This window comes from Thermococcus waiotapuensis, assembly GCF_055384795.1.
Map to the genome: position 1 here is coordinate 1,563,296 of NZ_AP042429.1, position 21,383 is coordinate 1,584,678.

The 21,383-nt window shown below is 47.4% G+C and carries 21 protein-coding genes; 13 read left to right on the plus strand and 8 right to left on the minus strand.

Going from position 1 to position 21,383, the window contains the following annotated elements; all coding sequences use genetic code 11:
- Window positions 1-41: 41 nt before the first annotated feature.
- From ACZ47M_RS08625 to ACZ47M_RS08645, 5 genes are all read right to left on the minus strand, one after another.
- Window positions 42-2,768 carry an adenosylcobalamin-dependent ribonucleoside-diphosphate reductase gene (locus ACZ47M_RS08625; protein ID WP_315341838.1) on the minus strand — a complete coding sequence of 909 codons (2,727 nt, stop codon included), beginning with the start codon at window positions 2,766-2,768 and terminating at the stop codon, window positions 42-44.
- Window positions 2,769-2,967: 199 nt separating this feature from the next.
- Window positions 2,968-3,402 (minus strand): ferritin family protein, encoded by a 435-nt coding sequence (locus ACZ47M_RS08630; RefSeq protein WP_315341835.1) that lies wholly within the window; start codon window positions 3,400-3,402, stop codon window positions 2,968-2,970.
- Window positions 3,380-4,204, minus strand: a complete 825-nt coding sequence (locus ACZ47M_RS08635; protein ID WP_315342273.1) for an HAD-IIA family hydrolase — start codon at window positions 4,202-4,204, stop codon at window positions 3,380-3,382. The genes ACZ47M_RS08630 and ACZ47M_RS08635 overlap by 23 nt, the downstream gene beginning before the upstream one ends.
- 142 nt (window positions 4,205-4,346) lie before the next feature.
- Window positions 4,347-5,342: an NDP-sugar synthase gene (locus ACZ47M_RS08640; protein ID WP_315341832.1), complete on the minus strand. Its 996-nt coding sequence runs from the start codon at window positions 5,340-5,342 to the stop codon at window positions 4,347-4,349.
- Window positions 5,343-5,381: 39 nt separating this feature from the next.
- Window positions 5,382-5,810: a nucleotidyltransferase domain-containing protein gene (locus ACZ47M_RS08645; protein ID WP_315341830.1), complete on the minus strand. Its 429-nt coding sequence runs from the start codon at window positions 5,808-5,810 to the stop codon at window positions 5,382-5,384.
- An 84-nt stretch (window positions 5,811-5,894) separates the two neighbouring features.
- Between ACZ47M_RS08645 and ACZ47M_RS08650 the strand changes: the two genes are divergently transcribed.
- The 13 genes from ACZ47M_RS08650 to ACZ47M_RS08710 all read left to right on the plus strand — a co-directional run bounded on the left by ACZ47M_RS08650 (window position 5,895) and on the right by ACZ47M_RS08710 (window position 19,378).
- On the plus strand, window positions 5,895-6,848 hold the full coding sequence (locus tag ACZ47M_RS08650) for an NAD-dependent epimerase/dehydratase family protein (protein WP_315342270.1): 954 nt from the start codon (window positions 5,895-5,897) through the stop codon (window positions 6,846-6,848).
- A gap of 258 nt (window positions 6,849-7,106) precedes the next feature.
- Window positions 7,107-7,307, plus strand: a complete 201-nt coding sequence (locus tag ACZ47M_RS08655) for a glycosyltransferase (RefSeq protein ID WP_315342267.1) — start codon at window positions 7,107-7,109, stop codon at window positions 7,305-7,307.
- Window positions 7,308-7,422: 115 nt separating this feature from the next.
- Complete coding sequence (locus ACZ47M_RS08660; protein ID WP_315341828.1) at window positions 7,423-8,043, plus strand: acyltransferase; 621 nt, start codon at window positions 7,423-7,425, stop codon at window positions 8,041-8,043.
- Between the two features lie 2 nt (window positions 8,044-8,045).
- A complete protein-coding gene (locus ACZ47M_RS08665) occupies window positions 8,046-9,152 on the plus strand; it encodes a DegT/DnrJ/EryC1/StrS family aminotransferase (protein WP_315341826.1) in 1,107 nt (368 codons plus the stop codon).
- Between the two features lies 1 nt (window position 9,153).
- A complete protein-coding gene (locus tag ACZ47M_RS08670; protein WP_315341823.1) occupies window positions 9,154-10,104 on the plus strand; it encodes a UDP-N-acetylglucosamine 3-dehydrogenase in 951 nt (316 codons plus the stop codon).
- Window positions 10,101-11,444 (plus strand): nucleotide sugar dehydrogenase, encoded by a 1,344-nt coding sequence (locus tag ACZ47M_RS08675; RefSeq protein WP_315341820.1) that lies wholly within the window; start codon window positions 10,101-10,103, stop codon window positions 11,442-11,444. Before ACZ47M_RS08670 ends, ACZ47M_RS08675 begins: the two co-directional genes overlap by 4 nt.
- 33 nt (window positions 11,445-11,477) lie before the next feature.
- The gene (locus tag ACZ47M_RS08680) at window positions 11,478-12,437 is read left to right on the plus strand and encodes a glycosyltransferase family 2 protein (protein WP_464883397.1); all 960 of its coding nucleotides are present in this window, start codon (window positions 11,478-11,480) and stop codon (window positions 12,435-12,437) included.
- Entirely contained in the window at window positions 12,418-13,215 is a 798-nt protein-coding gene (locus ACZ47M_RS08685) for a polysaccharide deacetylase family protein (RefSeq protein WP_315341815.1), read from the plus strand. The genes ACZ47M_RS08680 and ACZ47M_RS08685 overlap by 20 nt, the downstream gene beginning before the upstream one ends.
- Entirely contained in the window at window positions 13,212-14,255 is a 1,044-nt protein-coding gene (locus ACZ47M_RS08690; RefSeq protein WP_315341810.1) for a DUF354 domain-containing protein, read from the plus strand. The genes ACZ47M_RS08685 and ACZ47M_RS08690 overlap by 4 nt, the downstream gene beginning before the upstream one ends.
- A gap of 14 nt (window positions 14,256-14,269) precedes the next feature.
- Entirely contained in the window at window positions 14,270-15,466 is a 1,197-nt protein-coding gene (locus tag ACZ47M_RS08695; RefSeq protein ID WP_315341807.1) for a glycosyltransferase family 4 protein, read from the plus strand.
- Window positions 15,370-17,175 carry a hypothetical protein gene (locus tag ACZ47M_RS08700; protein ID WP_315341805.1) on the plus strand — a complete coding sequence of 602 codons (1,806 nt, stop codon included), beginning with the start codon at window positions 15,370-15,372 and terminating at the stop codon, window positions 17,173-17,175. The genes ACZ47M_RS08695 and ACZ47M_RS08700 overlap by 97 nt, the downstream gene beginning before the upstream one ends.
- A complete protein-coding gene (locus ACZ47M_RS08705; protein WP_315341802.1) occupies window positions 17,172-18,284 on the plus strand; it encodes a glycosyltransferase family 4 protein in 1,113 nt (370 codons plus the stop codon). The genes ACZ47M_RS08700 and ACZ47M_RS08705 overlap by 4 nt, the downstream gene beginning before the upstream one ends.
- On the plus strand, window positions 18,281-19,378 hold the full coding sequence (locus ACZ47M_RS08710) for a glycosyltransferase family 4 protein (protein ID WP_315341799.1): 1,098 nt from the start codon (window positions 18,281-18,283) through the stop codon (window positions 19,376-19,378). Before ACZ47M_RS08705 ends, ACZ47M_RS08710 begins: the two co-directional genes overlap by 4 nt.
- Here ACZ47M_RS08710 and ACZ47M_RS08715 read toward each other — a convergent pair.
- The 3 genes from ACZ47M_RS08715 to ACZ47M_RS08725 all read right to left on the minus strand — a co-directional run bounded on the left by ACZ47M_RS08715 (window position 19,352) and on the right by ACZ47M_RS08725 (window position 21,299).
- Window positions 19,352-19,873 carry a lipopolysaccharide biosynthesis protein gene (locus tag ACZ47M_RS08715; protein WP_315341797.1) on the minus strand — a complete coding sequence of 174 codons (522 nt, stop codon included), beginning with the start codon at window positions 19,871-19,873 and terminating at the stop codon, window positions 19,352-19,354. The genes ACZ47M_RS08710 and ACZ47M_RS08715 overlap by 27 nt on opposite strands.
- 82 nt (window positions 19,874-19,955) lie before the next feature.
- Complete coding sequence (locus ACZ47M_RS08720; protein ID WP_315341795.1) at window positions 19,956-20,570, minus strand: lipopolysaccharide biosynthesis protein; 615 nt, start codon at window positions 20,568-20,570, stop codon at window positions 19,956-19,958.
- Between the two features lie 183 nt (window positions 20,571-20,753).
- Window positions 20,754-21,299 carry a PIN domain-containing protein gene (locus ACZ47M_RS08725; RefSeq protein ID WP_315341792.1) on the minus strand — a complete coding sequence of 182 codons (546 nt, stop codon included), beginning with the start codon at window positions 21,297-21,299 and terminating at the stop codon, window positions 20,754-20,756.
- Window positions 21,300-21,383: the final 84 nt, after the last annotated feature.

A 21,383-nucleotide genomic window follows, 5' to 3' on the forward strand; every position in this document is an offset into this window, starting at 1 on the left:
GATGCTTTAACAGAAAAATGTCAATGGGGGAAGAAAAGAGGTTAGCTGATGACGCACTTGCTCCAGCCACAGCGCGGGCAGGTTGCACAGCCGCTCTCCATTCTGAGCTCCACAAGCTCGCCGTCCTTCTCGTAGCAGACGGGACAGTAGGCAACACCCAAGAGCTCCTTTATCTTATCCTCCGGAATATCGGGCTTCTCCTTGACGCTCTCGTGGGCCGGTTTGGGGGCCGGGGCGGGAGAAAGGGAGAAGGTCAGTCCCGCCGGCTGGTCAGTACCCTTCTTCCCGTTGGTGCCGTTGAGGATTGCATTGACATTGATGAAGCGCGCAAGCCACGGCTCGGCCTCAACAACCGCCTTAAGCTTCTCAACTGCGTATTTGCTCGGTTTTGCCTTGACGCGCTGCTTCTTCTCTCCCTCCACACTGTACACCTGAACCGAGAGCGAGCCGTCGCGGTAAACCGTTACTCCCTTGCAGCCGAGCTTGTAGGCGAGCAGATAGGCGGCCTTGACGTCCTCAACCGTTGCATCGTTGGGCATGTTTATGGTTTTGCTTGCGCTGTCGGTGAGCCAGAGCTGGATGTTGGCTTGAGCTAATAGGTGGTCGAGCCAGTGGATGTCCATGGCGGTCACAAAGACCTTCTGCACTTCCTCCGGAATCTCCTCGAGGCCCTGGACTGAGCCGTAGTTGTCGCTTATCTTCTTCAGTATCTCGTCGCTGTAGAGGCCACGTTTCTTGAGCTCCGTCTCAAAGACGGGGTCAACGTAGTAGAACTCGCCGACGGTGACGCTCTTCTTGTAAACGAGGGCAAATATCGGCTCGATTCCGCTTGAGGTGTCGGCTATCATTGAAACGCTTCCCGTCGGCGGGCAGGTCGTGACCATGGCGTTTCTAACACCGTGGCGCTTGATATCTTCAGCAAGCTCATCCCATGGCAGGTTCCATATTTCGCGGTGATAGAAGCCCTCCACCGGTAATTCACCGTCTTTGTACTTTGTCTTCTCGTAGAGCGGGAACGGGCCACGCTTTTTGGCAGTTTCAACGCTCTGCCTGTAGGCGTAGAAGGTCAGGTACTCCGTGGCCTTGCGCATGAACTCAAAGCCCTCCTTGCTGTTGTAGGGGATTCCGAGCTTGAAGAGCGCGTCCGCCAGGCCCATCATGCCAACGCCTATCCTCCTGGTGAGCTTCGTGTTGCGGTCTATCTCGGGCAGCGGGAAGCGGTTGACGTCGATGGCGTTGTCGAGGTACTTGGCCACCTTCTGGATCACGTAGGCGTACTCGTCCCAGTCGAAGTAGGGCTTTCCTTCATCGTCATACTTGACGAACTTTGCCAGGTTTATGCTGGTCAGGTTGCAGGATTCGTAGTCGTAGAGGGGCTCTTCCCCGCATGGGTTAGTAGCACGAATTGGCTCATTCTTAGCACTTTGTAACACGTTCCTCCTGTTAATCACGTCGAAGAAAACAACCCCCGGGTCAGCCTTCGCCCAGGCCATGTAAGCTAACTCCTCGAAGAGGCTCTTGGGGTCGACTTCTTTGACCTTCTCACCTGTGCGCGGGTTTACGAGCGGGTAACGCTTGCCTTCCTTTAGTGCTTCCCAGAAGTCCTCCCAGATGCCGACGCTTATGTTGAAGTTGCTGAGCACGTTGGTTCCAGTGTTCCTCTCCTTGGCGTGGATGAACTTCTCTATATCTGGATGCCAGACTTCGAGGATACCCATGTTTGCGCCCCTTCTGACACCTCCCTGCTTTATCACGTCGCTGACGGCATCGATGAGGTGCATGAACGATACTGGTCCTGAGGCAGCTCCGGCAGTGGATCCGACGAAATCGCCCTCAGGGCGGAGCTTTGAGAAATTAAGGCCGGTGCCACCACCCATTTTTTGTATCATGGCAACATCATGCGCCGCTTTCATAATGCTCTCCATATCATCCTCTATCGGGACAACGAAGCACGCCGAGAGCATTCCGAGCGGCCTTCCCGAGTTTATTAGGGCCGGCGTGTTCGGCATGAAAACCTGACCCGTCATCAGCCTGAAGTACTCCTCTACCTCATCCTCGTAGCCCTCAAAGGCGCCGTTTTCGAGCATCGTGACGATTTCATCGATTGAAACCTTCATCTGGCCCTTTTCAGCGAGCTCGCGGTAAAGGTTCAGGAGCCTCTCGAAGTGGTACTTGTTCAGCTTAAAGCGGCCTATTGAGAGCTTCCCGTCGTATTCGTCAAGCTTCGAAAGGTACTTCTCGATGGCCTTTGGGTCCTGCTCGTGTCCCCCGTTTTTATCGAAGACCCTCTCATCGTAGAGGATATCTGGAATAACGGCCAGGACAGAAACGCGCTCGAAGAGTTCCTTTGGGCTTTCAACGATTTCACCCTTCTCGTTCCTCATGAAGTAGCGAGACGCCAAAACGCGGAGGGCGTTGAGCGAGAAGCGCTTGTCTATTTCATCCAGCTTGTCCTTGTTCAGGATTTTCTTCTTCTCCTCCCTTATCTCAGCCTTCTTCTTGCGGTAGAGGATGTAGGCTTTTGCCACGTCGAAGAGGCCTGCTCTCATGAGCTCGAGCTCAACTATGTCCTGGATGTTCTCTATGTTTGGGATTTGGCCATCGTAGAGCTGGTTTATCCTCCTGACAACCCTTCTGACGACTTTGTTGAGGAGATCCTCGTCGTGGATTCCGACCTCGAGCATTGCCCTCTGTATAGCCCACCTTATACGCTCCTCATCAAATGGTACGATTCTACCGTCCCTTTTCATCACTTTTTCAACTGCCATATAAACACCCCTGGCTTATTGTTGCCCATTTTCAGGTTTTTTGGTAAAAGGAATAGCACCCGGTAGTTATGGACTGGGGTAAATATACCTTGCCCTGCTCAGCTTTGCCATGGTGACAAAAAGAGTCTTTATGTTTTGTAGATTGAGCCACTGGATTAAAAAGGCCGGGTTCAATAATTGGATAAAAAATCCTGCTCTCTCAGAGCCCCTCGTATACAAGCCTCATCCTGTAGGCGTGCTTGAGCTCTTCCCCGGCCATCATCCTCATTATCTGGGCCAGTGAGCCCCCGAGGATCTCCGAGAGCTTTAAATAAAACTCGTAGGCGTGTTTCTCCCGTATTATGGCGTCTTCGACGAGTTCCTCCAGGGAAGAAGGCTCTGGCCTTTCGTCTTCGAGCATCGGCTCCAGGGAGAGGGCTTCCAGGTAGTCAATTACCCGTGTCCCCTCCAGGCTTTTCTCTTTTAGCAAACCTTCGAAGGTTTTTCTGTGCCTCAGTTCTTCCTCAGCTAAAATCCTGAAGACTTCAACGAGCTCGGGCCTCTCGTAGGTTGCGAACGCTTCCCCGAGTTTGTAGAGGTTGTAGGCCTCGTTTTCCTGCCGGATCACTCCCTTAAGCAGTTCCTCCAGCTTCATTCTCCCCCTCCACTACCTCAAGGTATTTAATCAGTTCCCCGACGCCCGGGAGGACCAGGTCGGGCTTTATACCACTCCTCTCGATCTCATCCAGCGTGCTCACCCCGGTGAGAACCATCACGGCCTTCATGCCGAAGCGCTTCGCGAAGGCTATGTCCGTGTCTAACCTGTCCCCCACCATCCAGATTTCCTCAACTTCCCCGAGCTTTTCTCTGGCGACTTCATAAACCGGCCCGTTGGGCTTGCCTATTATCAGGGGCTCCGTGTCAGTTGCGGCCTTAATTGCGGCTATTATCGCTCCCGCGCCGGGGTAGAGGCCCTCTTCGGCCGGATAGGTAGTATCCGGGTTCGTGCCTATAAACTTCGCCCCGTTCCTTATGGCTAGCGTGGAGTACTTGAGCTTCTCGTAGGTTAAAGAGGGATCAAGGCCGACGACGACGTATTCTATTTCTTTCCATTCCCCTTTTCTGGCTTTTTCAACGTCGATAACTCCCCAGCCGAGGCGCTCCATCTCCCTCAGCAGGCCTTCTCCACCGATGACGAAGACCTTTCCAGGCCTGAAGTGTTTCTCCATGTAGAGCCTGGCCGCGAGGCCCGATGTTACAATTCTGTCTTCGGGGACATCAATTCCCATCGAGAGGAGCTTTTCCCTGTACATGGCCGGGTCTTTGGTTGAGTTGTTGGTGAGGAATATGAATGGAATCCCCCTCCTCTTCAGGAAATCTATCAGCTCTTTCGCCCCTTCAACGGGTTTGTTCCCGCGGTAGATCACACCGTCCATGTCAAACATCAGCCCGATCATCTTCAGCACCGGGAGATGGAAGGAAGCCGGGTTTTAAAAGCTCACTGGCCATGAAGTTTTGACTTCCTTGGCCCTGAAAACTTCCCATATCAGGGGCTTTTCACTTCCGCTTTTTCAGCACGGTGTCCGTCTCTCCTTTCCCTCATTCCCCTCTCTGTATCTTTGCATGCCCGCCGACGAGGCTTTTCCTCAGCTCAAGGTTCCTTATCTCGCACTTTTCATCGATGATGGAGCGCCATATCGTCGAGCCCCGTATTACCGTCCTTCTGAAGATTATTGAATCGCTTACATCGGAGTTCTCGATGACGCACTCCTCACCTATGTAGGCGTAGGGTCCGATTATTGAGCGTCCGAGGATTTTGGTGCCCCTCTTTATAACCACCGGCGGGATTATCTTGGAGTACGGGCTTATCTGGATCTCCTCGATGTGGCTCTCCTTGAGGAGAGTCTTCAGGGCTTCGAGATAGCTGTCCGCTGAGCCTATGTCGTACCAGTAATCAGAGAAGCGGTAGGCCTTTATAGGCTCCCCCTTCTCCAGAAGCCACTGGAGGAAATAGCCGGGCGAATCCCTGTTGCCATTGGAGAGGTACTCATCTATGCGCTCCATGACTCTCTCCGGGAACACGTAAACGCCGGTGCTTATGAGCGTGAACTGTGGTTGGGCTGGCTTCTCCTGGAAGGAAACAACCCTGTCCCCTTCAAGAACAACCACGCCGTAGCGCTTTGCCAGCTCAAGGTCGCCTACATCGTAGACCGCTATTAATGTTTTGCCGTCGTAAGCCCTCAGAAAGTCCGAGAGCGAGAAGGAGAAGAGGTTGTCGCCCGCTATGACGAGGTAGTCGTCGAGGCCGAGCTCATCGAGGGCTTTTTTCATCGCCCCTATGGTGCCGAGCTTCTCTTCTTCATGGAGGGTGTCTTCCACGATTAATCCAACCCCGTACTTCTCCGCGTAGGATTTGAAGTGGGCCTCGAAGAACCTGTTGGTCGAGATGTAAGCCTCCAAGCCCAGCTCGTTTACCTTCTCCATGATGTAATCGAGTATCGTCTTCTCTCCAACCGGAAGCAGGGCCTTTGGGTTGTCCTTCGTTATGGGCCAGAGCCTCGTTGCGTAACCACCCGCCATTATGAGGACTTTCATTCAATCACTCCTCCGAGATTTTTACGGAAGTGATACAAATCATGATTGCGGGTCTTCCTGAGGAATTCCAAGGGCCTCCCTCCTGTAAAGTTCAAGGTGATAAGAATAGTCATGGTACTCCGCCATTGTTATCTCCTCAAATCTGCACCTTGCCCTTTCATCCCTCGAGAAAAGGAGTTTGCCACCTATGGCCCGGAACCTAAACGCTACCGGAGCGTCGTTTAAAATCCTTACATCGACGGGGAATTTCACAAGCCTGCTAAGCTCTTCCTCCAGTTCCATTTCATAGAACCTGTCAGCGGTTCCCCTTATGTAAATCCCCACATCGATATCCCTGAACGGTCCCTCCTCGAGGAACGAATCGTGAAGGTAAGCGAATAAGATTTCCCCCTTTTTAATCAAAGCTTCCCGGAGTTCTTTGATTATTTCCTCCTTCTCCCTCTTCGGGAGCGTGAAGATTCTCATCATGATTCAAACTCCTATGCAGGAGATAAAAAGCTTTTCCCAAAAAATTAATAATAACAGAGTACGTATAAGGCTCTGGTGGTACGTATGAAAGCACTTGTAACGGGCGGTGCGGGCTTTATAGGCTCACATTTGGTGGACAGGCTTATGGAATCGGGGAGCAAAGTCAGGGTTCTCGACGACCTGAGCGCCGGAAGCCTCGACAACGTCAAGCGCTGGCTTGAAAACGAGCGCTTTGAGTTCATAAAGGGGGACATGAGGGACCCCGGGATCGTCAAAAAGGCCGTTGAGGGAGTTGACGTCGTCTTCCACCTCGCGGCAAACCCTGAGGTTAGAATCGGTGCTCAGAGCCCGGAGCTGCTCTACGAGACGAACGTCCTCATAACCTACAACCTGCTCAACGCGATGAGGGACTCAAACGTTAGGTACCTCGTCTTCACGAGCTCCTCAACGGTTTACGGCGATGCGGAAGTAATTCCAACCCCGGAAGATTACGCCCCGCTGGAGCCAATAAGCGTCTACGGCGGGGCAAAGCTCGCGGCCGAGGCTTTAATCAGCGGCTATGCTCATACCTTTGGCTTTAAGGCCTTAGTCTTCCGCCTTGCCAATATCATAGGCGAGCGCTCCAACCACGGCGTCATCTACGATTTCATCAACAAGCTGAAAAAGAACCCGGAAGAGCTTGAAATACTCGGCGATGGAACGCAGAAGAAGAGCTATCTCCACGTGAGCGACACTGTTGAGGGCATGCTTCACATCTTCGAACACTTCAGGAAGGAAAGCAAAACGGTTGACTTCTACAACATCGGCAACGACGACTGGATAACGGTGAAGGAGATAGCGGAGATAGTGAGTGAGAAGATGGGCCTCAGGCCGAGGTTCGTTTTCACGGGCGGCGTAGATGGAGGCCGCGGGTGGAAGGGTGACGTCAAGCTCATGCGCCTGAGCATAGAGAAGGCCAAGAAAACCGGCTGGAGGCCGAAGATGAACAGCTATGAAGCCGTGAGAAGAACCGTTAGGGAGCTCCTTGTGACAGTTTGAGTTTTCTCCCTGGCTATTTTATTGGCAGAGCCTGAAGCTGAACGTCGGGGTGGGACAGTGACCCGGCTTTTTACTTCTTTAAATGTGAGATACCTTTGTTCCTGTCGTGTTTCAGTTATATTATGGGTGAGAGCTTGGGATCCGATACTTGGGAGTGGCGAAAGGTTTATAAGTGCCCTGGAAGTTGTCAGTTTGGTAATATCTGCTATTGGAAACTCTCCCTCAAATTACAGCGATCTGGGGGAAGCTAAATTGAAGATGCTGGTAATAATCCCCGCCTACAATGAAGAACTGACGATCGGCTCGGTTGTGGCTTTATCGAGGAAGTACGGGGATGTTTTAGTTGTTGACGATGGTTCTATCGATAGAACTTCTGAGATTGCCAGGGAGAGCGGGGCGGTGGTTGTGAGGCATGAAGTTAACGGGGGCAAGGGAAAGGCCCTGAGGACGGGGGTTTGAATACGCGTTCTACAACGGATATGACTTCGCCGTGACGATAGATGCTGATTACAAAGACAGTATGGGTCTGGAGAAGGTTCCATTATTTCAGATCAAAAATTTGGAGGGTTCGTGAATGGATGAAAAGAAATATTTCGTCCATCCCCTTGCAGTTGTTGAGGAAGATGTCAAAATCGGAGAAGGAACGAGAATATGGCACTTCGCCCACATCAGAAAGGGCGCCAAGATAGGCAGAAACTGCAACATAGGAAAAGACGTTTACATCGATGTTGATGTTGAGATTGGAAACAACGTTAAGATTCAGAACGGTGTCAGCGTTTATCATGGTGTTAAAGTTGAGGACGACGTTTTTCTGGGCCCACACATGACGTTCACCAACGACCTCTATCCAAGGGCATTCAACCAAGACTGGAAGGTTGTTCCTACCCTCGTCAAGAGAGGAGCAAGCATAGGGGCACACGCAACGATAGTCTGTGGCGTTACCATAGGCGAGTACGCGATGGTTGGTGCGGGTTCAGTCGTCACCAAAGATGTGCCACCCTTCGGCCTCGTCTACGGCAATCCCGCCAGATTAAAGGGTTTCGTCTGTTACTGTGGTAGGAAACTTGAAGAAAAAGACAAAACAGGTGAAGACGAGGAACACATAATCTTCAAGTGCTCCCACTGTGGGAGGGAAGTTAAAATAAGGAAGGAAGATTACGAGCGCTATTTGAAGGAAAAGGATAAGAGGTGCTGAAAATGAGGAACATACCCATAGCCAAGCCTCTCATAGGGGATGAAGAGATAGAAGCAGTCGTTGAGGTTCTTAAGAGCGGAATGCTCGCTCACGGAAAGATCGTTGAGACCTTTGAGAGGGAGTTCGCTGATTATCTAGGGGCAAAACATGGAGTAGCAGTTGCCAACGGAACAGCTGCCCTCGATGTTGCTCTAAAGGCTCTCGGAATAAAGGATGGGGATGAGGTAATAACCACTCCATTTACGTTCGTTGCTACCGCCAGCTCGATCCTCTTCCAGAGGGCGAAGCCAGTTTTTGCGGACATTGATCCTAAAACTTTCAATCTCGATCCAAACGACGTTCTCGAAAAGATAACTGACAAAACAAAAGCTATTCTCGTCGTTCACCTCTATGGCCAGCCGGCTGAGATGGGGACCTTCAAGGAGATAGCCGAGGATCACGGGCTATACCTCATCGAGGACTGTGCCCAGGCTCATGGCGCAGAATACAACGGCCAGAAGGTGGGAACCTTCGGGGATATAGCGGCGTTCAGCTTCTATCCGACTAAGAACATGACGACTGGCGAAGGCGGAATGGTGGTTACCAACGATGACGAATTAGCCGAAAGGGCCAGGTTGATACGGAACCACGGCCAGAGGGAGCGCTACTACCACGTTACCCTTGGTTACAACCTCAGGATGACGAACATGGCTGGGGCACTTGGTAGGGTTCAGCTGAGGAAGCTGGACGAATGGAACGAAGCGAGGAGAAAAAACGCCAAGAAGCTTAGTGAGGGAATATCAAAAATAACCGGGCTGACCCCACCTTATGTTGCTCCCAACGTCAAGCACGTCTACCACCAGTACACGATAAGGGTTGAGGAAGAGTTCCCTCTGAGCAGGGATGAGCTTGCCCAGAAGCTCGGGGAGAGAGGTATCGGAACGGGAATCTACTACCCGCTTCCACTTCACCGCCAGCCGCTCTTAAAGGAGCTTGGTTACGAGCAGGACTGCTGTCCCAACTCGGTAGAAGCGAGCAAGAGGGTTCTCAGCCTCCCAGTTCATCCCGGAGTTAACGAGGAAGATATAGAATACATAATTCAGACCCTTAGAGAGCTCGCCGGTGAGTGAAATGCTCCGCGTTGGAGTCGTCGGTGTCGGAATGATGGGCCAGCACCACGTAAGGGTTTACTCAGAGCTGGCCAAGGAGAGGAAAGTGGAGCTCGTTGGGATCGCCGATGCAGACCTCGAGAGGGCAAAGGAGCTGGCCAAAAAGTACGGGACAGTTCCCTATGGAGATTACAGTGAGCTTGCGAGGGAGGGCCTAGATGCCGTGGACATAGCTGTGCCAACATCGCTTCACAAAGATGTTGCCCTTGAATTCATAAACCATGGAACCAGTGTTCTGATCGAGAAGCCCATAGCAGAGACGGTAGAAAACGCGGAAGCTATTATTGAGGCCGCTGAGGAGAAAGGCGTCACCCTTATGGTCGGACACATAGAGCGTTTCAATCCAGCGGTTTTAAAGCTCAGGGAGCTTATAGACAGAGGAGAGCTTGGCAAAGTTGTCACCATAAGCGCGAAGCGTGTTGGTCCGATGGCAGAGAGGATAAGAGACGTTGGTATTATAATCGACCTTGGCGTCCATGACATAGACGTCATAAGCTATTTATTTGGTCAGAGAGTTAGAACCGTCTATGCAAGAGCGGGAAACGTGCTTCATCCTGCCGGAGTTGAGGATCACGCTCTAATAACGCTGGGCTTTAAAGACGGAACGGGGATAGTGGAGACTAACTGGCTCACGCCTCACAAAACGAGAACCCTTAATGTTGTTGGAACCGCCGGAATAGCCTACCTCGACTACATAGAACAAAGCCTCAAACTCTATAACCAAGAGTGGATAAAAGAAGCCAAGATTGAGAAGAAAGAGCCCCTTAGAAACGAGATCGAGCACTTCATAGAGTGCGTTGAGACTGGAAAGAGACCCATTGTTGACGGTGAAGCCGGTTTGCACGCCCTAAAGGTCGCTCTCTTGGCTCAGAAGAGCGCCAGAACTGGAAAGGTTCTGGAGGTGGAGGAATGAAGCTTATCGGCATGAGTAGAGAGGAGGTAAAAGAAGCCTTCAGGAATGGGGAGTTCACGATAGCGGTTTATGGGATGGGCAAGATGGGCCTTCCCTTGGCGGCTGTCTTTGCAGACCATGGTGCAAATGTGATAGGCGTTGATATAAATGAGAAGGTCGTTGAGGCCATCAACAGGGGTAAGAACCACATCAATGAGGAGCCAGGTCTCGATGAGCTGGTAAAGCGGAACGTTGAAGCTGGAAGGCTGAGGGCAACCACGGATGGCGTCTGGGCGGCCAAACGGGCTGATGTTATGGTGATTCTTGTCCCAACTCTTACCGATGAGAGAGGCAACATGAAGCTCGAGCCTGTCTACGATGTTGCCGAGAAGATAAGCCGGGGCCTTGAGAAAGGGGATATAGTAATAACAGAGGCCACGATGCCACCTGGCACCACCGAGAGCTTGGTTCCAATCCTAGAAAAGTCTGGGCTTAAACTGGGGGAATTTGGCTTGGCTCATGCCCCAGAGAGAACAATGACCGGAACCGCTATCAGGGATATCACGGGACAGTATCCAAAGATAGTCGGCGCTAGCGACGAGAAAACGCTTGAAGCAGTGATCGGTATTTACGAGACCATCAACAGGAAGGGCGTCATCCCGATGAGCTCGATAAAGGCGGCGGAGGCTGTTAAGGTCTTCGAGGGGGTCTATCGTGATGTCAATATTGCTCTTGCCAACGAATTGGCCATGTGGTGCGAGGAGCACGGGCTTGATGCACTCGAGGTGTTCAAAGCTGCAAACACTCAGCCCTATTGCCACCTTCATATGCCCGGAGCTGGGGTGGGTGGCCACTGCATTCCCGTGTATCCGTGGTTCGTAATAAACCTGGCTAGGAAGACAAACCCGAGGCTCACCAAGACGGCAAGGGAGATAAACGATTCGATGCCGCACCATGTTGTTGAGCTCACCGTGAAGGCTTTGAATTCAGTTGGCAAACCGCTCAAGGGAAGTAGCATTCTCGTTCTCGGCCTGACTTTCAGGGGTGGTGTGAGGGAGTTCATGAAGGCCGCGGCAAAGCCAATCATCGAGGAACTCAAGGAGTGGGGGGCTAAAGTTTATGCTTACGATCCCTTGTGCACAAGGGAAGACGCGGAGCGCTTTGGAGCGGAGTGGAAGGAGGACTTTAAAGACGTCGATGCAGTAATCATTACTGCTGACCATAAAGAGTTTAAGGAGCTTGATCTGGAGAGGATCACAGAGGAAATGCGCACGAGGATAATAGTTGATGGAAGGAACGTTATAGACCCACAAAAAGCTAAAAAAGTGGGGTTCGTGTATGTGAGAGTGGGACTGGTTTAATACCACTCAATTTAATTTTTTTGGGGGCATATCATGTACAAGAGGAACAAAATAGGGGTAGTGGTTCCGGCGTATAATGAAGAGGCTCTAATAGGAGAGACGTTATCGGGCATTCCCGATTATGTTGACAGAATCTACGTTGTTGATGATGGTTCCAAGGATAGAACGTCAGAAATCGTAAGGGAGTTCATAAAGAAAGATCCGAGGATAACTTTGATACAGCACGAGAAAAATGAGGGGGTGGGCAAGTCAATAATTGACGGCTATAAGATTGCCCTCAAAGAGGGCATGGACATCGTTGCAGTTATGGCAGGCGATAACCAGATGGATCCAAAGTATCTGCCTGACCTTCTGGATCCGATAGTTGAGGGTAAGGCGGACTACACAAAGGGCAACCGCCTTCTGGGACCTGAGTACGTGAGGAACATGCCGAAGTTCCGGTATCTCGGGAACATGATACTGACGTTTCTCACGAAGATAGCCTCCGGCTACTGGCATCTGATGGATCCACAGAACGGCTACACTGCCATCTCAAGAAGGGCCCTTGAGAGGATTGATTTGGACTCGATTTATTACTGGTACGGCTATCCCAATGATCTTTTAGTCAAGCTCAACGTTTACGGTTTTAGAGTCCTCGACGTCCCCATTCCCGCCAAATATGGAAAGGAGAAGTCAAAGATTAAATACACCAAATATGTGGTGAAGGTTTCATGGCTTCTCTTAAAGGACTTCTTCTGGCGTCTTAAGGAGAAGTACCTCCTCTACAACTTTCACCCACTGGTGTTCTTCTATATCTTTGGGATCGTGTTCCTCCTTGTGGGCGGATTTGGGGTGCTGTTTGCATTTTATCAAAAGTTCGTGCTACACCATGCGGTATTGTTTTACTACCTGACTCTATCTTTACTTGTGTTCGCAATAGGGCTTGTAATGTTCCTCTTTGCTATGCTATTCGACATGGAGGAGGAGAGGAGGAATGGATTTTACACTCGATAAATATGAAAAACTCCTCAGCTTCCTTCAGAATAATTATGGGATATACACCGTTAAGAGATACCTAGTTGAGAAACCGGAAAGAAACTTTGTTATTCTCCGTCATGATGTTGATCGCTCACCAAAGAATGCTCTGAAAATGGCAGAGCTGGAGGCTAAGCTGGGCGTTAGGTCAACATATTATTTCCGTTATCCCTACACTTTTAAGCAGGAGGTGATTAAAAAGATCTCCGAATTGGGGCACGAAATCGGATATCACTATGAAGTTCTCAGTAAGGCAAGAGGTGACTCAGAGAAGGCAATCCAAATGTTTAAGAGTGAGCTTGAGGAGTTCCGAAAAGTAACTGATGTAAAGACCATCTGCATGCATGGAAGTCCGCTCTCAAAGTATGATAACCGGAAGCTCTGGGAGCACTATGATTTTAGACAATTTGATATCATCGGGGAGGCTTATCTGTCTATTAACGACCCTGAGGTTTATTATCTAACTGACACAGGAAGAAATTGGAACAATCGGAACAACATTCGGGATAAGTTCGTTTGGAAGTCACTAAAACGGGAGATAGAGAATACCGATCATTTAGTTCACGTCTTAGAAGAGCTTAAACCGAAAAAGCTTTATCTCACTGTCCATCCTGAGAGATGGGGATATAACTCAGCTAACTGGATTAGAGGATGGACGCGAGATTTGATATTTAACATTGGGAAATGTGTTTTAAAATGCCACCTGTCTGATCTTAACGATTCAAAAGAGTCAAAAGAGAAGGAGGTATACCAATGAAGCTTGTAGTGGACATAGTTCATCCGGCAGATGTTAATTTTTTTAAGAATGCAGTGAAGATATTAAAAAATAAATTTGGCATCGAAATAGAGTTAGTAATACTCCCTCGAGAAGGGGTTCTTCCAATTGCTAAAGAGGAGTTCAAAAATGAGCACATACCCCTTTTTATAGTTGGTACTAACAGACGATCTGTTCTAGGAAAAAGTCTGTCCTTGGTGACAAGAACTATCTCTTTACTTAAGTACTTCAGCAAGACTAACGCGGATATAATAACTGCGTTTGGCGGCATTGGATCGTCTCAAGCAGCGTACCTTCTTAGAAAGCCATCTGTAATTTTTTACGATGATCTAGAGTATAAACTGGCACATTATTCATTTAAATTTTTTGCTAGCAGGATTGTTGTTCCAGAGAGTACTCCAGTAAATGGCAAGAAATATCGAAAATTCAACGGATTCAAAGAATTAGCGTATTTACATCCAAAATATTTTACACCCACTAAAGAGGTTCTAAACGAATATGGGTTAAAACCTCTAAGATACGTATTTCTACGAGAGGTCAGCAAAGGAACTCTGAATTATCGCCATCTATCTGAGGGGCAACTAAGTGAGTTCTGTGGTTATTTAAATGATATGAATTTAACCGTTGTAGTGTCTTTGGAGAACAAGGGACTGAGAAGTATGTTTGAAAAGGAAAATTGCATAATTCTAAAGGAACCCGTAAAAGACATCCACTCCCTGCTTGCATATGCACTATTTACGCTTTCATCCGGGGATACCATGGCTAGAGAATCATGTCTTCTCGGGACACCTTGCATTTACACAGGAGGACGAAAAATGTCTGTTAATCGAGAGCTTGAAAAAATGGGATGTTTAATTTCTGTCTCCCCTTTTAACAAGGGGCAGATACTTCAAAAGATCAGAGAAGTTATAGAGAACGATCTCAAAAAAGAAACCCAAAGAATGATCAAAAATACTATAAAAACCAAGTGGGATGATACGACAAAGGTGATAATCGACAATATTCTAGAATTTGCAGAATAAATGGAGGGAGCGATATGAAAATTTTGGTTATCACGACATTTTACAGATGGTTTGTAAAAGATCTCGTTGATGTACAAGCTAAGTATGTAGATGAGATACATGTCCTGGTCCGCCATAATAGAATTGCAGAGCTGGTAAAACTTTCATTATTTTCGAAACTTCCTTTTCCATATTTAAATTGGGTGAAATATTATACAAAAGAAACTTTGTTGGATTTGTACAATATGCCAGAAAATGTCAAGGCATACCTCGTATCTACCTATTACCTAATTCCTGATGGCAAAAATAAGGGATTAGGAGAGAAACTTTTTGGCCTTTACATGAAATATATCCAAAAAAAGCATTTGAGTTTTGACTTAATCCACGCTCATTTTATCTGGCCTCAGGGGTATGTTGCAGCCAAGCTTGCTAGAAAATTCAATGTTCCATTGATAATTACTGCTCATGGACATGATGTTTACGATATTCCATTTCGAGATAGTGATTGGTTTGAGAAAATTAAGTTTGCTCTAGATTCTGCTGATCATGTGATAACGGTGAGCAATAGCAATAGGAAAATATTAGTGGAGAGGCTTGGAGTTGCCGAAGAGAAGGTTTCTGTGATTCCTAATGGTTTTGACTCCAGTCTTTTTTATCCGATGGATAAGGTTGAGGTTAGGCAAAAGCTTGGTCTTCCTTTAGATAAGAAGATACTTCTTAATGTTGCTAATCTTGTGCCTGTTAAGGGTCATGAATTTTTGATTAAGGCAATGGGAGATGTTTTGAAGGTTAGGCGGGACGTTCTTCTTGTGATTGTTGGTGATGGGTCTTTGCGTGCAAGGCTTGATGGTTTGGTTAAAAAGCTGGGTTTGGAGAGGTATGTTAAGTTTGTTGGCGCAAAGCCTCATAAGGAGATACCACTCTGGATGAACGCCGCTGACCTTTTCGTCCTGCCGAGTTTGAGCGAGGGAAATCCAACGGTGATGTTCGAAGCTCTTGGAGTCGGCTTGCCTTTTGTTGGAACCGCTGTTGGGGGAGTTCCTGAGATAATAACTTCTGAAGATTATGGGTTACTGTGCCCTCCTGCTGATCCTGAGTGTTTAGCGGAGAAAATTTTAATAAGCCTTGAGAAGGAATGGGACAGGGAGAAGATAAGGAGATATGCAGAGCAGTTTACATGGGAGAATATTGCGAAGCAAATATTAAGGGTTTACGAGGAGGTGTTGAAATGAATGGCGATCTTCGAAAGTTCAACTTATTGGCGATAGTTTGTTTTTTGCTGCTTGTCGCATCTTCTTCTCTCTTTTATCTTAGAGAGCAGATTTATGTCCGCCCAGAAAGTTATTTTTATCTGCTATCATTAGCTTTAGCGATCACATTTGCGCAGGTTTTGTTTTTTAGAGAAAACTTCGTGTGGATCGGATTCGTGTTCTTTACAGAGGTCTTATTAATAGCCCTATCATTTGTCCTAACACAACAAGCTCTCTATAAAACAGTTTTAGGTAGAGATCCTTGGTTTCACTGGATTTTAACTGAAGAAATTGTAAGAAGAGGATACATTCCGCCTTACAATGATATTCCAATGCCTTACGTTAAAATGCCAAATTTTCATCTGTTAATTGCGAGTGGTATTATTTTAGCAGACTTACAGTATAAATGGGCCCAGTTTTTGTCTGCCGGACTGCCAACCTTAATTTTGTTAATGCTGGTGGCATACCTGTACTCAAAGAAACTTTTTGGACATCAAGTTGGTTTGGCCTCTCTTCTTCTCGTAGCAATATCGGATAACGTTTTAGATATGGTCGGTAAGAGCGTTATTCCGAATAGTGTTGGCGTAGCCTTGACCTTTTTGATCTTCTATCTTGTATACTTCGGAAATATCAATAACAACAAAATTAAGCTCCTCGCAATAATACTTGCAACATCTCTCGTTTTGATGCATACGGTGAGTTTTAGCTTCTTAATCTGGCAAGTGTTTGTGATCTCAACTTTGTCCTTGATTTTTAGGGAAAATACTGCTAAGGGTTATCTATCAGTTTTAGGTCTTTTAATTGTTCTGGCTATCTTTGAGTGGGCATTATACTCTGGGTTTTATCTTGAAAATTTAATTACTATTTTCAAGCAGTTATTTATCTATGGATTTGATACAGAGAGCTATGAGGCCAGGCTTCCAACTACCTTTTTAGACGCCTTAATAGCACGGTTGGGCATGTTTCTATACTTCGCTATTGCAGGAGTTGCACTCCTTTGGACATTTGTTCGGCTTTTTAAACAAAGGTTTAGAGATAGACTAATGCTAAGTAACATAGTAGCAACTGGAGGCATAGTAGCTGGGGTGGGGAGTTTCATTACTCCCGCCTTGAATGGCATTTCTCACAGGTTCTGGTACTATGGCGAAGTTTTGTCTTCAGCCTTTGTAGGCTGGTTGCTTGTTGATAACCGCGCAAAAAATCGAAAAATAACTTTTGTTTTTGCAGTAATTTTAATTTTTCTTTTAAGTTTCTTAATGATGAAAGCAAACGTTGCTAACGATGATAACCCACTGGTTCCTTACTATTCCCAGAGAACGGGATGGTACGATTCAGAGATTACCGCTGGTAAGTTCATCATTTCTGCGGAATCTGAAATTCCTTTAGCTTCCGATTTTGATTATTCCTGGAATCTTAAATACCTGAAAACATACTTGTATTCATCGGGGAAGCTGGAAGAGGTAAATAGAGCTGTACCAAAAACCTTCGAGGAAGTTGAGAGTTGTGGTTGCATATTTATTTTTAGAAAAGAGGGGTTTGAGAACAGGCTTTTTTACCTTAGTGGAAGATGGACTCAAACTCCACATTTGCCTTTGAAAGACTCAACGCCCCTAATTGATGAATTATCTGAACAGGGGAGTGTAATTTACGGTAACAATAATGTTCTAATGATACTAGAGGGATCAAAATGAAAACTCTGATAATCGCCCCATCAGTCCTTAACGCGTATGGTGGCCCCTCAACAGTTGCAAATAACGTATTAAAGGGATTTGTCAAAATAGATGAAGTGCTCAGCAGGAACGATGTTGAGATAACTTTTCTATCCATAGGCGATGCCGTGAGCAAGAAAATAACTGGGAACATTGAAGTCCTCGGAACTAAAAGATTTCCTCTCCGGACATTCACTGGAGAAATTCAGGCGCTCCTCAAGAAAATTGACGGCTTCGATTTGGTCCACTCACATAATCTTTACGAAGTCGTGCCTTACCTGCTATCAGGAACCCCGACAGTATTTACACTACACGGAATTTTCTGGAAGGAGAAAAACTTCAATAAAGGCTATGCCAAGCCTTGGTTGAAACTCTTAGAGTACAGGCTGCGGCTTTATTATCCGCGTTTGTCAAAGCTTGTCGCTATATCGTGGTATGTCCTCGACGAGTTAAAGTCTCGGAACTTTGACACGTCAAAGACTGTTATCATTGAAAATCCGGTTTCGGAAGAATTCTTCAATGTTAAAAAGAGAGAAGAAGATTTAATTCTTTATCCGGCAACTCTTATACCCCGAAAGAACCAGTTAGGTTTTCTGAAAGCGGTTTCGCTCATAAAGGAAGAGTTAAAAGATTACAAGGTTGTCTTTACAGCTTCTGGGGATCGGGATTATGAGAAAATGCTCAGGAAATTCGTCAAAGAAAACAGAATAAATGCTGAATTTCTTGGAAAGATTCCGTATGATAAGGTGATTGAACTTTATTCAAAAGCATCCGTGGTTGCCCTAACATCTTTTCAAGAGACTCTACCGATGGCCGTTCTTGAGTCCTTGGCTACTGGAACGCCCGTAATTTGCTCAAATGTTGGAGGAATACCCTACGCTGTTAAAAATGGAGAAACTGGAGTTATAGTTGACCCGTATGATCCGAGAGATATTGCAGAAAAGCTCCTCATGCTGTTGGGTGATGAGACGCTGAGAAAGAGGCTCGGCAGGAGGGCTAAAAAAGAAGCTCTTAAAAGATGGAGGGCGGAAGTAATCGCAAGAAAACACCTCGACCTGTATTTAAAACTACTTGGGGGTGATGGAGTATGAAACTCGTGATAATCTCAAACTATGGTCTTAACTCCGATGGAGGAGGCGTCAAAGTCTATACCCAAAACTTGGTCAAAACTCTTCAAAAAAGACTCAGTGTAACACTACTAATCCGAGAAGGGATTCCGACAGAGATCGAACAAAAGCTCCCTCGTAATAAGCTCCTCTACACCGCTTTAGCACTTAAAAAGTTAAACGAAATCCAGCCGGAGTTCGTCCTCTCTCAAGGAGGCTGGTTCGCCGCAATTCCTGCAATGCTCCACAAGAGTAAACATCCGGATGTGCGGATAATATACCTATATCACACTCACTACGACAGCCCCAAAACTATTAAGGACAAAATAAAAAGAACCATTGAGAAATACTTGATGACGTTCGTCTTAAGTCGCTTTGATTTAGTTTTGTTTGTCAGTAGAGCTCTTAAAGAAAACGTTGAGACAAATAGCAGAACTAAGATTTTGAGTAAGTGGGGGGTTTTATACGGAGCCCCAAATACAAAATTCCCTCAGCAGGATGAGATAGAAGAATTTAAGAGAAAATTTAGAATTAACAGACATCGGATATACCTGCTGGGTCATGGATTAACAGCATTAGAAGTTAAGAAAGAAGGTGCAAAAATTTTGATTCATACCTTGAAGAATTCAAGGGACAAGCACTTGGCTCTTATTCTAACTAGAAGGGGCAGATTCACCGATGAATTAAAAGGATATGCAGAAAAGCTTGGAGTTAAAGATAAGGTCATCTTCACTGGCGACCTAGAAAACCCGCACGTAGCTACACTGTGTGCAGACATTTATACTCACATTACTCATGGTGAGGGGGGACTTTCCTTAGCGCTTCTTGAAGTTATGGATATTGGAAAGCCAATAGTTGCGAGCTCCGTTGGGGGTATTCCCGAAGCGATAAGACACCCGCTGGAGGGCATTCTCGTCGAAAACGGGATTAACCAAATAGTCGCAGCGGTGAAACACCTTACTGAGAACCCAAAACTTCAAAAGAAAATGTCAGTAATTTCCAGGGAAGCGGTGAAAAGGAGATTTTCCTGGGAAAAGACAGCTGAAAGACTCTTAAACTCCTTTTTTTCTTGCAAATAGATAAGATACCACAAGAACCACCGTGTATCCCCCAACCCACCCCCACCCAACACCCTCAATCCCGAACCTCGGAATCAAAAGGTAGCTCAGCCCGAGGAACAGAACTGCTCTAAGCAAGTTAATCGCAACAACCTCCTTCACCTTCTTCTGGATGTTAAGTACTGTTATCAAAAAGCTCACCGGGACGACAAAGAATCCTCCAAGAACCATCAGTCTGAGTAGTCCTAATCCTCCAGTGTACCCTTCCCCGAAGAACCTCAAAACTAACCCGCCGAAGAGCCAGACAAAGACCACTGCAAGTGCCAGGTAAAGGTAGCTAAAGACCACCGCCTTCTTCAGTGTTCTCCTCATGTCCTTCAGTCCGTGACTCCCCTCAACAAAGAATGAAGTGTTTATCGCGTTGGGAACGAAGAGGATTAAGTTCCCAACCGCGAATGCCATGTAGAAATAAGCGGCCTCCTCCTTTCCGAGCACTGCTAAAACTATCGTCGGCATTAGATAGTTCGGTGCAGAATTTGCTATTCCCGCTATGTAATTCCCAAAAGAAAACTTAAACGCATCTTTGAGGAACTCGCGGTCAAGACGCGGCAGAACCTCCCCAATGAATATTAAGGCGTAAATTAAACCAAGTAAAAGGCCCAGACCGAAGGATAAAATTATTCCCAGCGCCCCAAGAGCTGTAAAAACGAAGAGAAAAATGAATCTGGCTGAGAACAGGAGGCTCTGGAGGAAGCTGTGCTCGGCCTTTCTTCTCGCTATGGCATAGGTTGAAAAAAATATTGTAAGCCGTCCCCACGACGGAGAAGAGCACGAACGTCCCCATGAAGGTAACAGGCGACAGACCGCTGAAAGAGTCTGAGGCCATCATAAGCAGGCCGTACCCCACGGAAAAAACCAGACTGGCGATGGTGGTAACGAACAGCGCAGTCTCCATGGCCTTCTCGCGGTATTCCGGGTAGAAGCGGATAAGGGAGGAGCCCATGCCGAGCATGGAGAGCTGGAATGTCAAATTCAGCGCTGAAACGACGGCTGAAGCTACACCTACATCTCCCTCAGGATAAAGTCTCGCGGCAATGGCCCAGAAGATGAAGCCTGCGAGCGCGGTCGTGAGCGAGGAGAGTGAAATGTAGATGGAATTCCTGTAGAGTGGGCTTCTGAGGTTTTTGAGCTCCCGTTTTATGGTTCCGAGCATCCGCTTGACCCTTTAGTCTCACTCCGGAGAGGTGTTTAAAAACTTTCACTCAACGGAGTTCTCTGTAGAAAGTTGCATTCAAAGGCAACTGAAATCCAGGCCTTGGCAGGGGATGAGCGATGCCCAAAACAGTCAAAGCTAGTTACGCTCCATACTCTGCAGTCGAGGAGTACCTCGCAATCATTACTCTGTCCAAAACCCGAGCCCCCCGGCAAAACCTAGGGTTTCGACGGCCCTGTTTATTTCCAGCTCAATGAAAAGCCCGAAAAGTCCCAGGAAGTCCAGGAGTTCCTCACTCAGGTTTCTGATAATATCGGGGCTGTGTTTGAGTGTGTACGGGCGTTCACCTGTTAATGCCCTCAGGTAAACCATAAGCGCCTCACTGAACACTATGCTGTTGGAATACAAAGCGTCGAGCCTCTCCCTTATATCGAGGAGGTCAACATTGCCCTCCAGATGCTCGATTATCACGTTGGTATCCACAAAAGCCGTCAAAGGCCCCATTCTTCTTCGACCTCTCCAAGGAGTTTTTTTAAGATCCATGCCCCTGAACTTTCCGTGGAGTTTCCGGGCGCTGTACTCTGCAATAACCTCCTTCTCAACGATCCGCTTCAACCGGTCAAGGTCAATCGTCTTCAGTATCTCGTCGGGGACGTTGAGTTCAATGGCATATACTTCTGTGTCACCATTCAAAAATATTTTGCGATAGCGGCCTCTCAGAAGGCCCATCCCCTTTCAACCGCTTCCCTCAGTGTCGGCCACTTCCTGTCCTTTCCAGAGACCACTGGCTCGTCAACCGGCCAGTCTATGCCT

What these genes read in the sequence shown, in the direction of transcription:
- ACZ47M_RS08625 (WP_315341838.1), bottom strand. Translation starts at nt 2,768, where the DNA reads ATGGCAGTTGAAAAAGTGATGAAAAGGGACGGTAGAATCGTACCATTT.
- ACZ47M_RS08630 (WP_315341835.1), bottom strand. Translation starts at nt 3,402, where the DNA reads ATGAAGCTGGAGGAACTGCTTAAGGGAGTGATCCGGCAGGAAAACGAG.
- ACZ47M_RS08635 (WP_315342273.1), bottom strand. Translation starts at nt 4,204, where the DNA reads ATGATCGGGCTGATGTTTGACATGGACGGTGTGATCTACCGCGGGAAC.
- ACZ47M_RS08640 (WP_315341832.1), bottom strand. Translation starts at nt 5,342, where the DNA reads ATGAAAGTCCTCATAATGGCGGGTGGTTACGCAACGAGGCTCTGGCCC.
- ACZ47M_RS08645 (WP_315341830.1), bottom strand. Translation starts at nt 5,810, where the DNA reads ATGATGAGAATCTTCACGCTCCCGAAGAGGGAGAAGGAGGAAATAATC.
- ACZ47M_RS08650 (WP_315342270.1), top strand. Translation starts at nt 5,895, where the DNA reads ATGAAAGCACTTGTAACGGGCGGTGCGGGCTTTATAGGCTCACATTTG.
- ACZ47M_RS08655 (WP_315342267.1), top strand. Translation starts at nt 7,107, where the DNA reads ATGCTGGTAATAATCCCCGCCTACAATGAAGAACTGACGATCGGCTCG.
- ACZ47M_RS08660 (WP_315341828.1), top strand. Translation starts at nt 7,423, where the DNA reads ATGGATGAAAAGAAATATTTCGTCCATCCCCTTGCAGTTGTTGAGGAA.
- ACZ47M_RS08665 (WP_315341826.1), top strand. Translation starts at nt 8,046, where the DNA reads ATGAGGAACATACCCATAGCCAAGCCTCTCATAGGGGATGAAGAGATA.
- ACZ47M_RS08670 (WP_315341823.1), top strand. Translation starts at nt 9,154, where the DNA reads ATGCTCCGCGTTGGAGTCGTCGGTGTCGGAATGATGGGCCAGCACCAC.
- ACZ47M_RS08675 (WP_315341820.1), top strand. Translation starts at nt 10,101, where the DNA reads ATGAAGCTTATCGGCATGAGTAGAGAGGAGGTAAAAGAAGCCTTCAGG.
- ACZ47M_RS08680 (WP_464883397.1), top strand. Translation starts at nt 11,478, where the DNA reads ATGTACAAGAGGAACAAAATAGGGGTAGTGGTTCCGGCGTATAATGAA.
- ACZ47M_RS08685 (WP_315341815.1), top strand. Translation starts at nt 12,418, where the DNA reads ATGGATTTTACACTCGATAAATATGAAAAACTCCTCAGCTTCCTTCAG.
- ACZ47M_RS08690 (WP_315341810.1), top strand. Translation starts at nt 13,212, where the DNA reads ATGAAGCTTGTAGTGGACATAGTTCATCCGGCAGATGTTAATTTTTTT.
- ACZ47M_RS08695 (WP_315341807.1), top strand. Translation starts at nt 14,270, where the DNA reads ATGAAAATTTTGGTTATCACGACATTTTACAGATGGTTTGTAAAAGAT.
- ACZ47M_RS08700 (WP_315341805.1), top strand. Translation starts at nt 15,370, where the DNA reads ATGGGACAGGGAGAAGATAAGGAGATATGCAGAGCAGTTTACATGGGA.
- ACZ47M_RS08705 (WP_315341802.1), top strand. Translation starts at nt 17,172, where the DNA reads ATGAAAACTCTGATAATCGCCCCATCAGTCCTTAACGCGTATGGTGGC.
- ACZ47M_RS08710 (WP_315341799.1), top strand. Translation starts at nt 18,281, where the DNA reads ATGAAACTCGTGATAATCTCAAACTATGGTCTTAACTCCGATGGAGGA.
- ACZ47M_RS08715 (WP_315341797.1), bottom strand. Translation starts at nt 19,873, where the DNA reads ATGCCGACGATAGTTTTAGCAGTGCTCGGAAAGGAGGAGGCCGCTTAT.
- ACZ47M_RS08720 (WP_315341795.1), bottom strand. Translation starts at nt 20,570, where the DNA reads ATGCTCGGAACCATAAAACGGGAGCTCAAAAACCTCAGAAGCCCACTC.
- ACZ47M_RS08725 (WP_315341792.1), bottom strand. Translation starts at nt 21,299, where the DNA reads ATGGGCCTTCTGAGAGGCCGCTATCGCAAAATATTTTTGAATGGTGAC.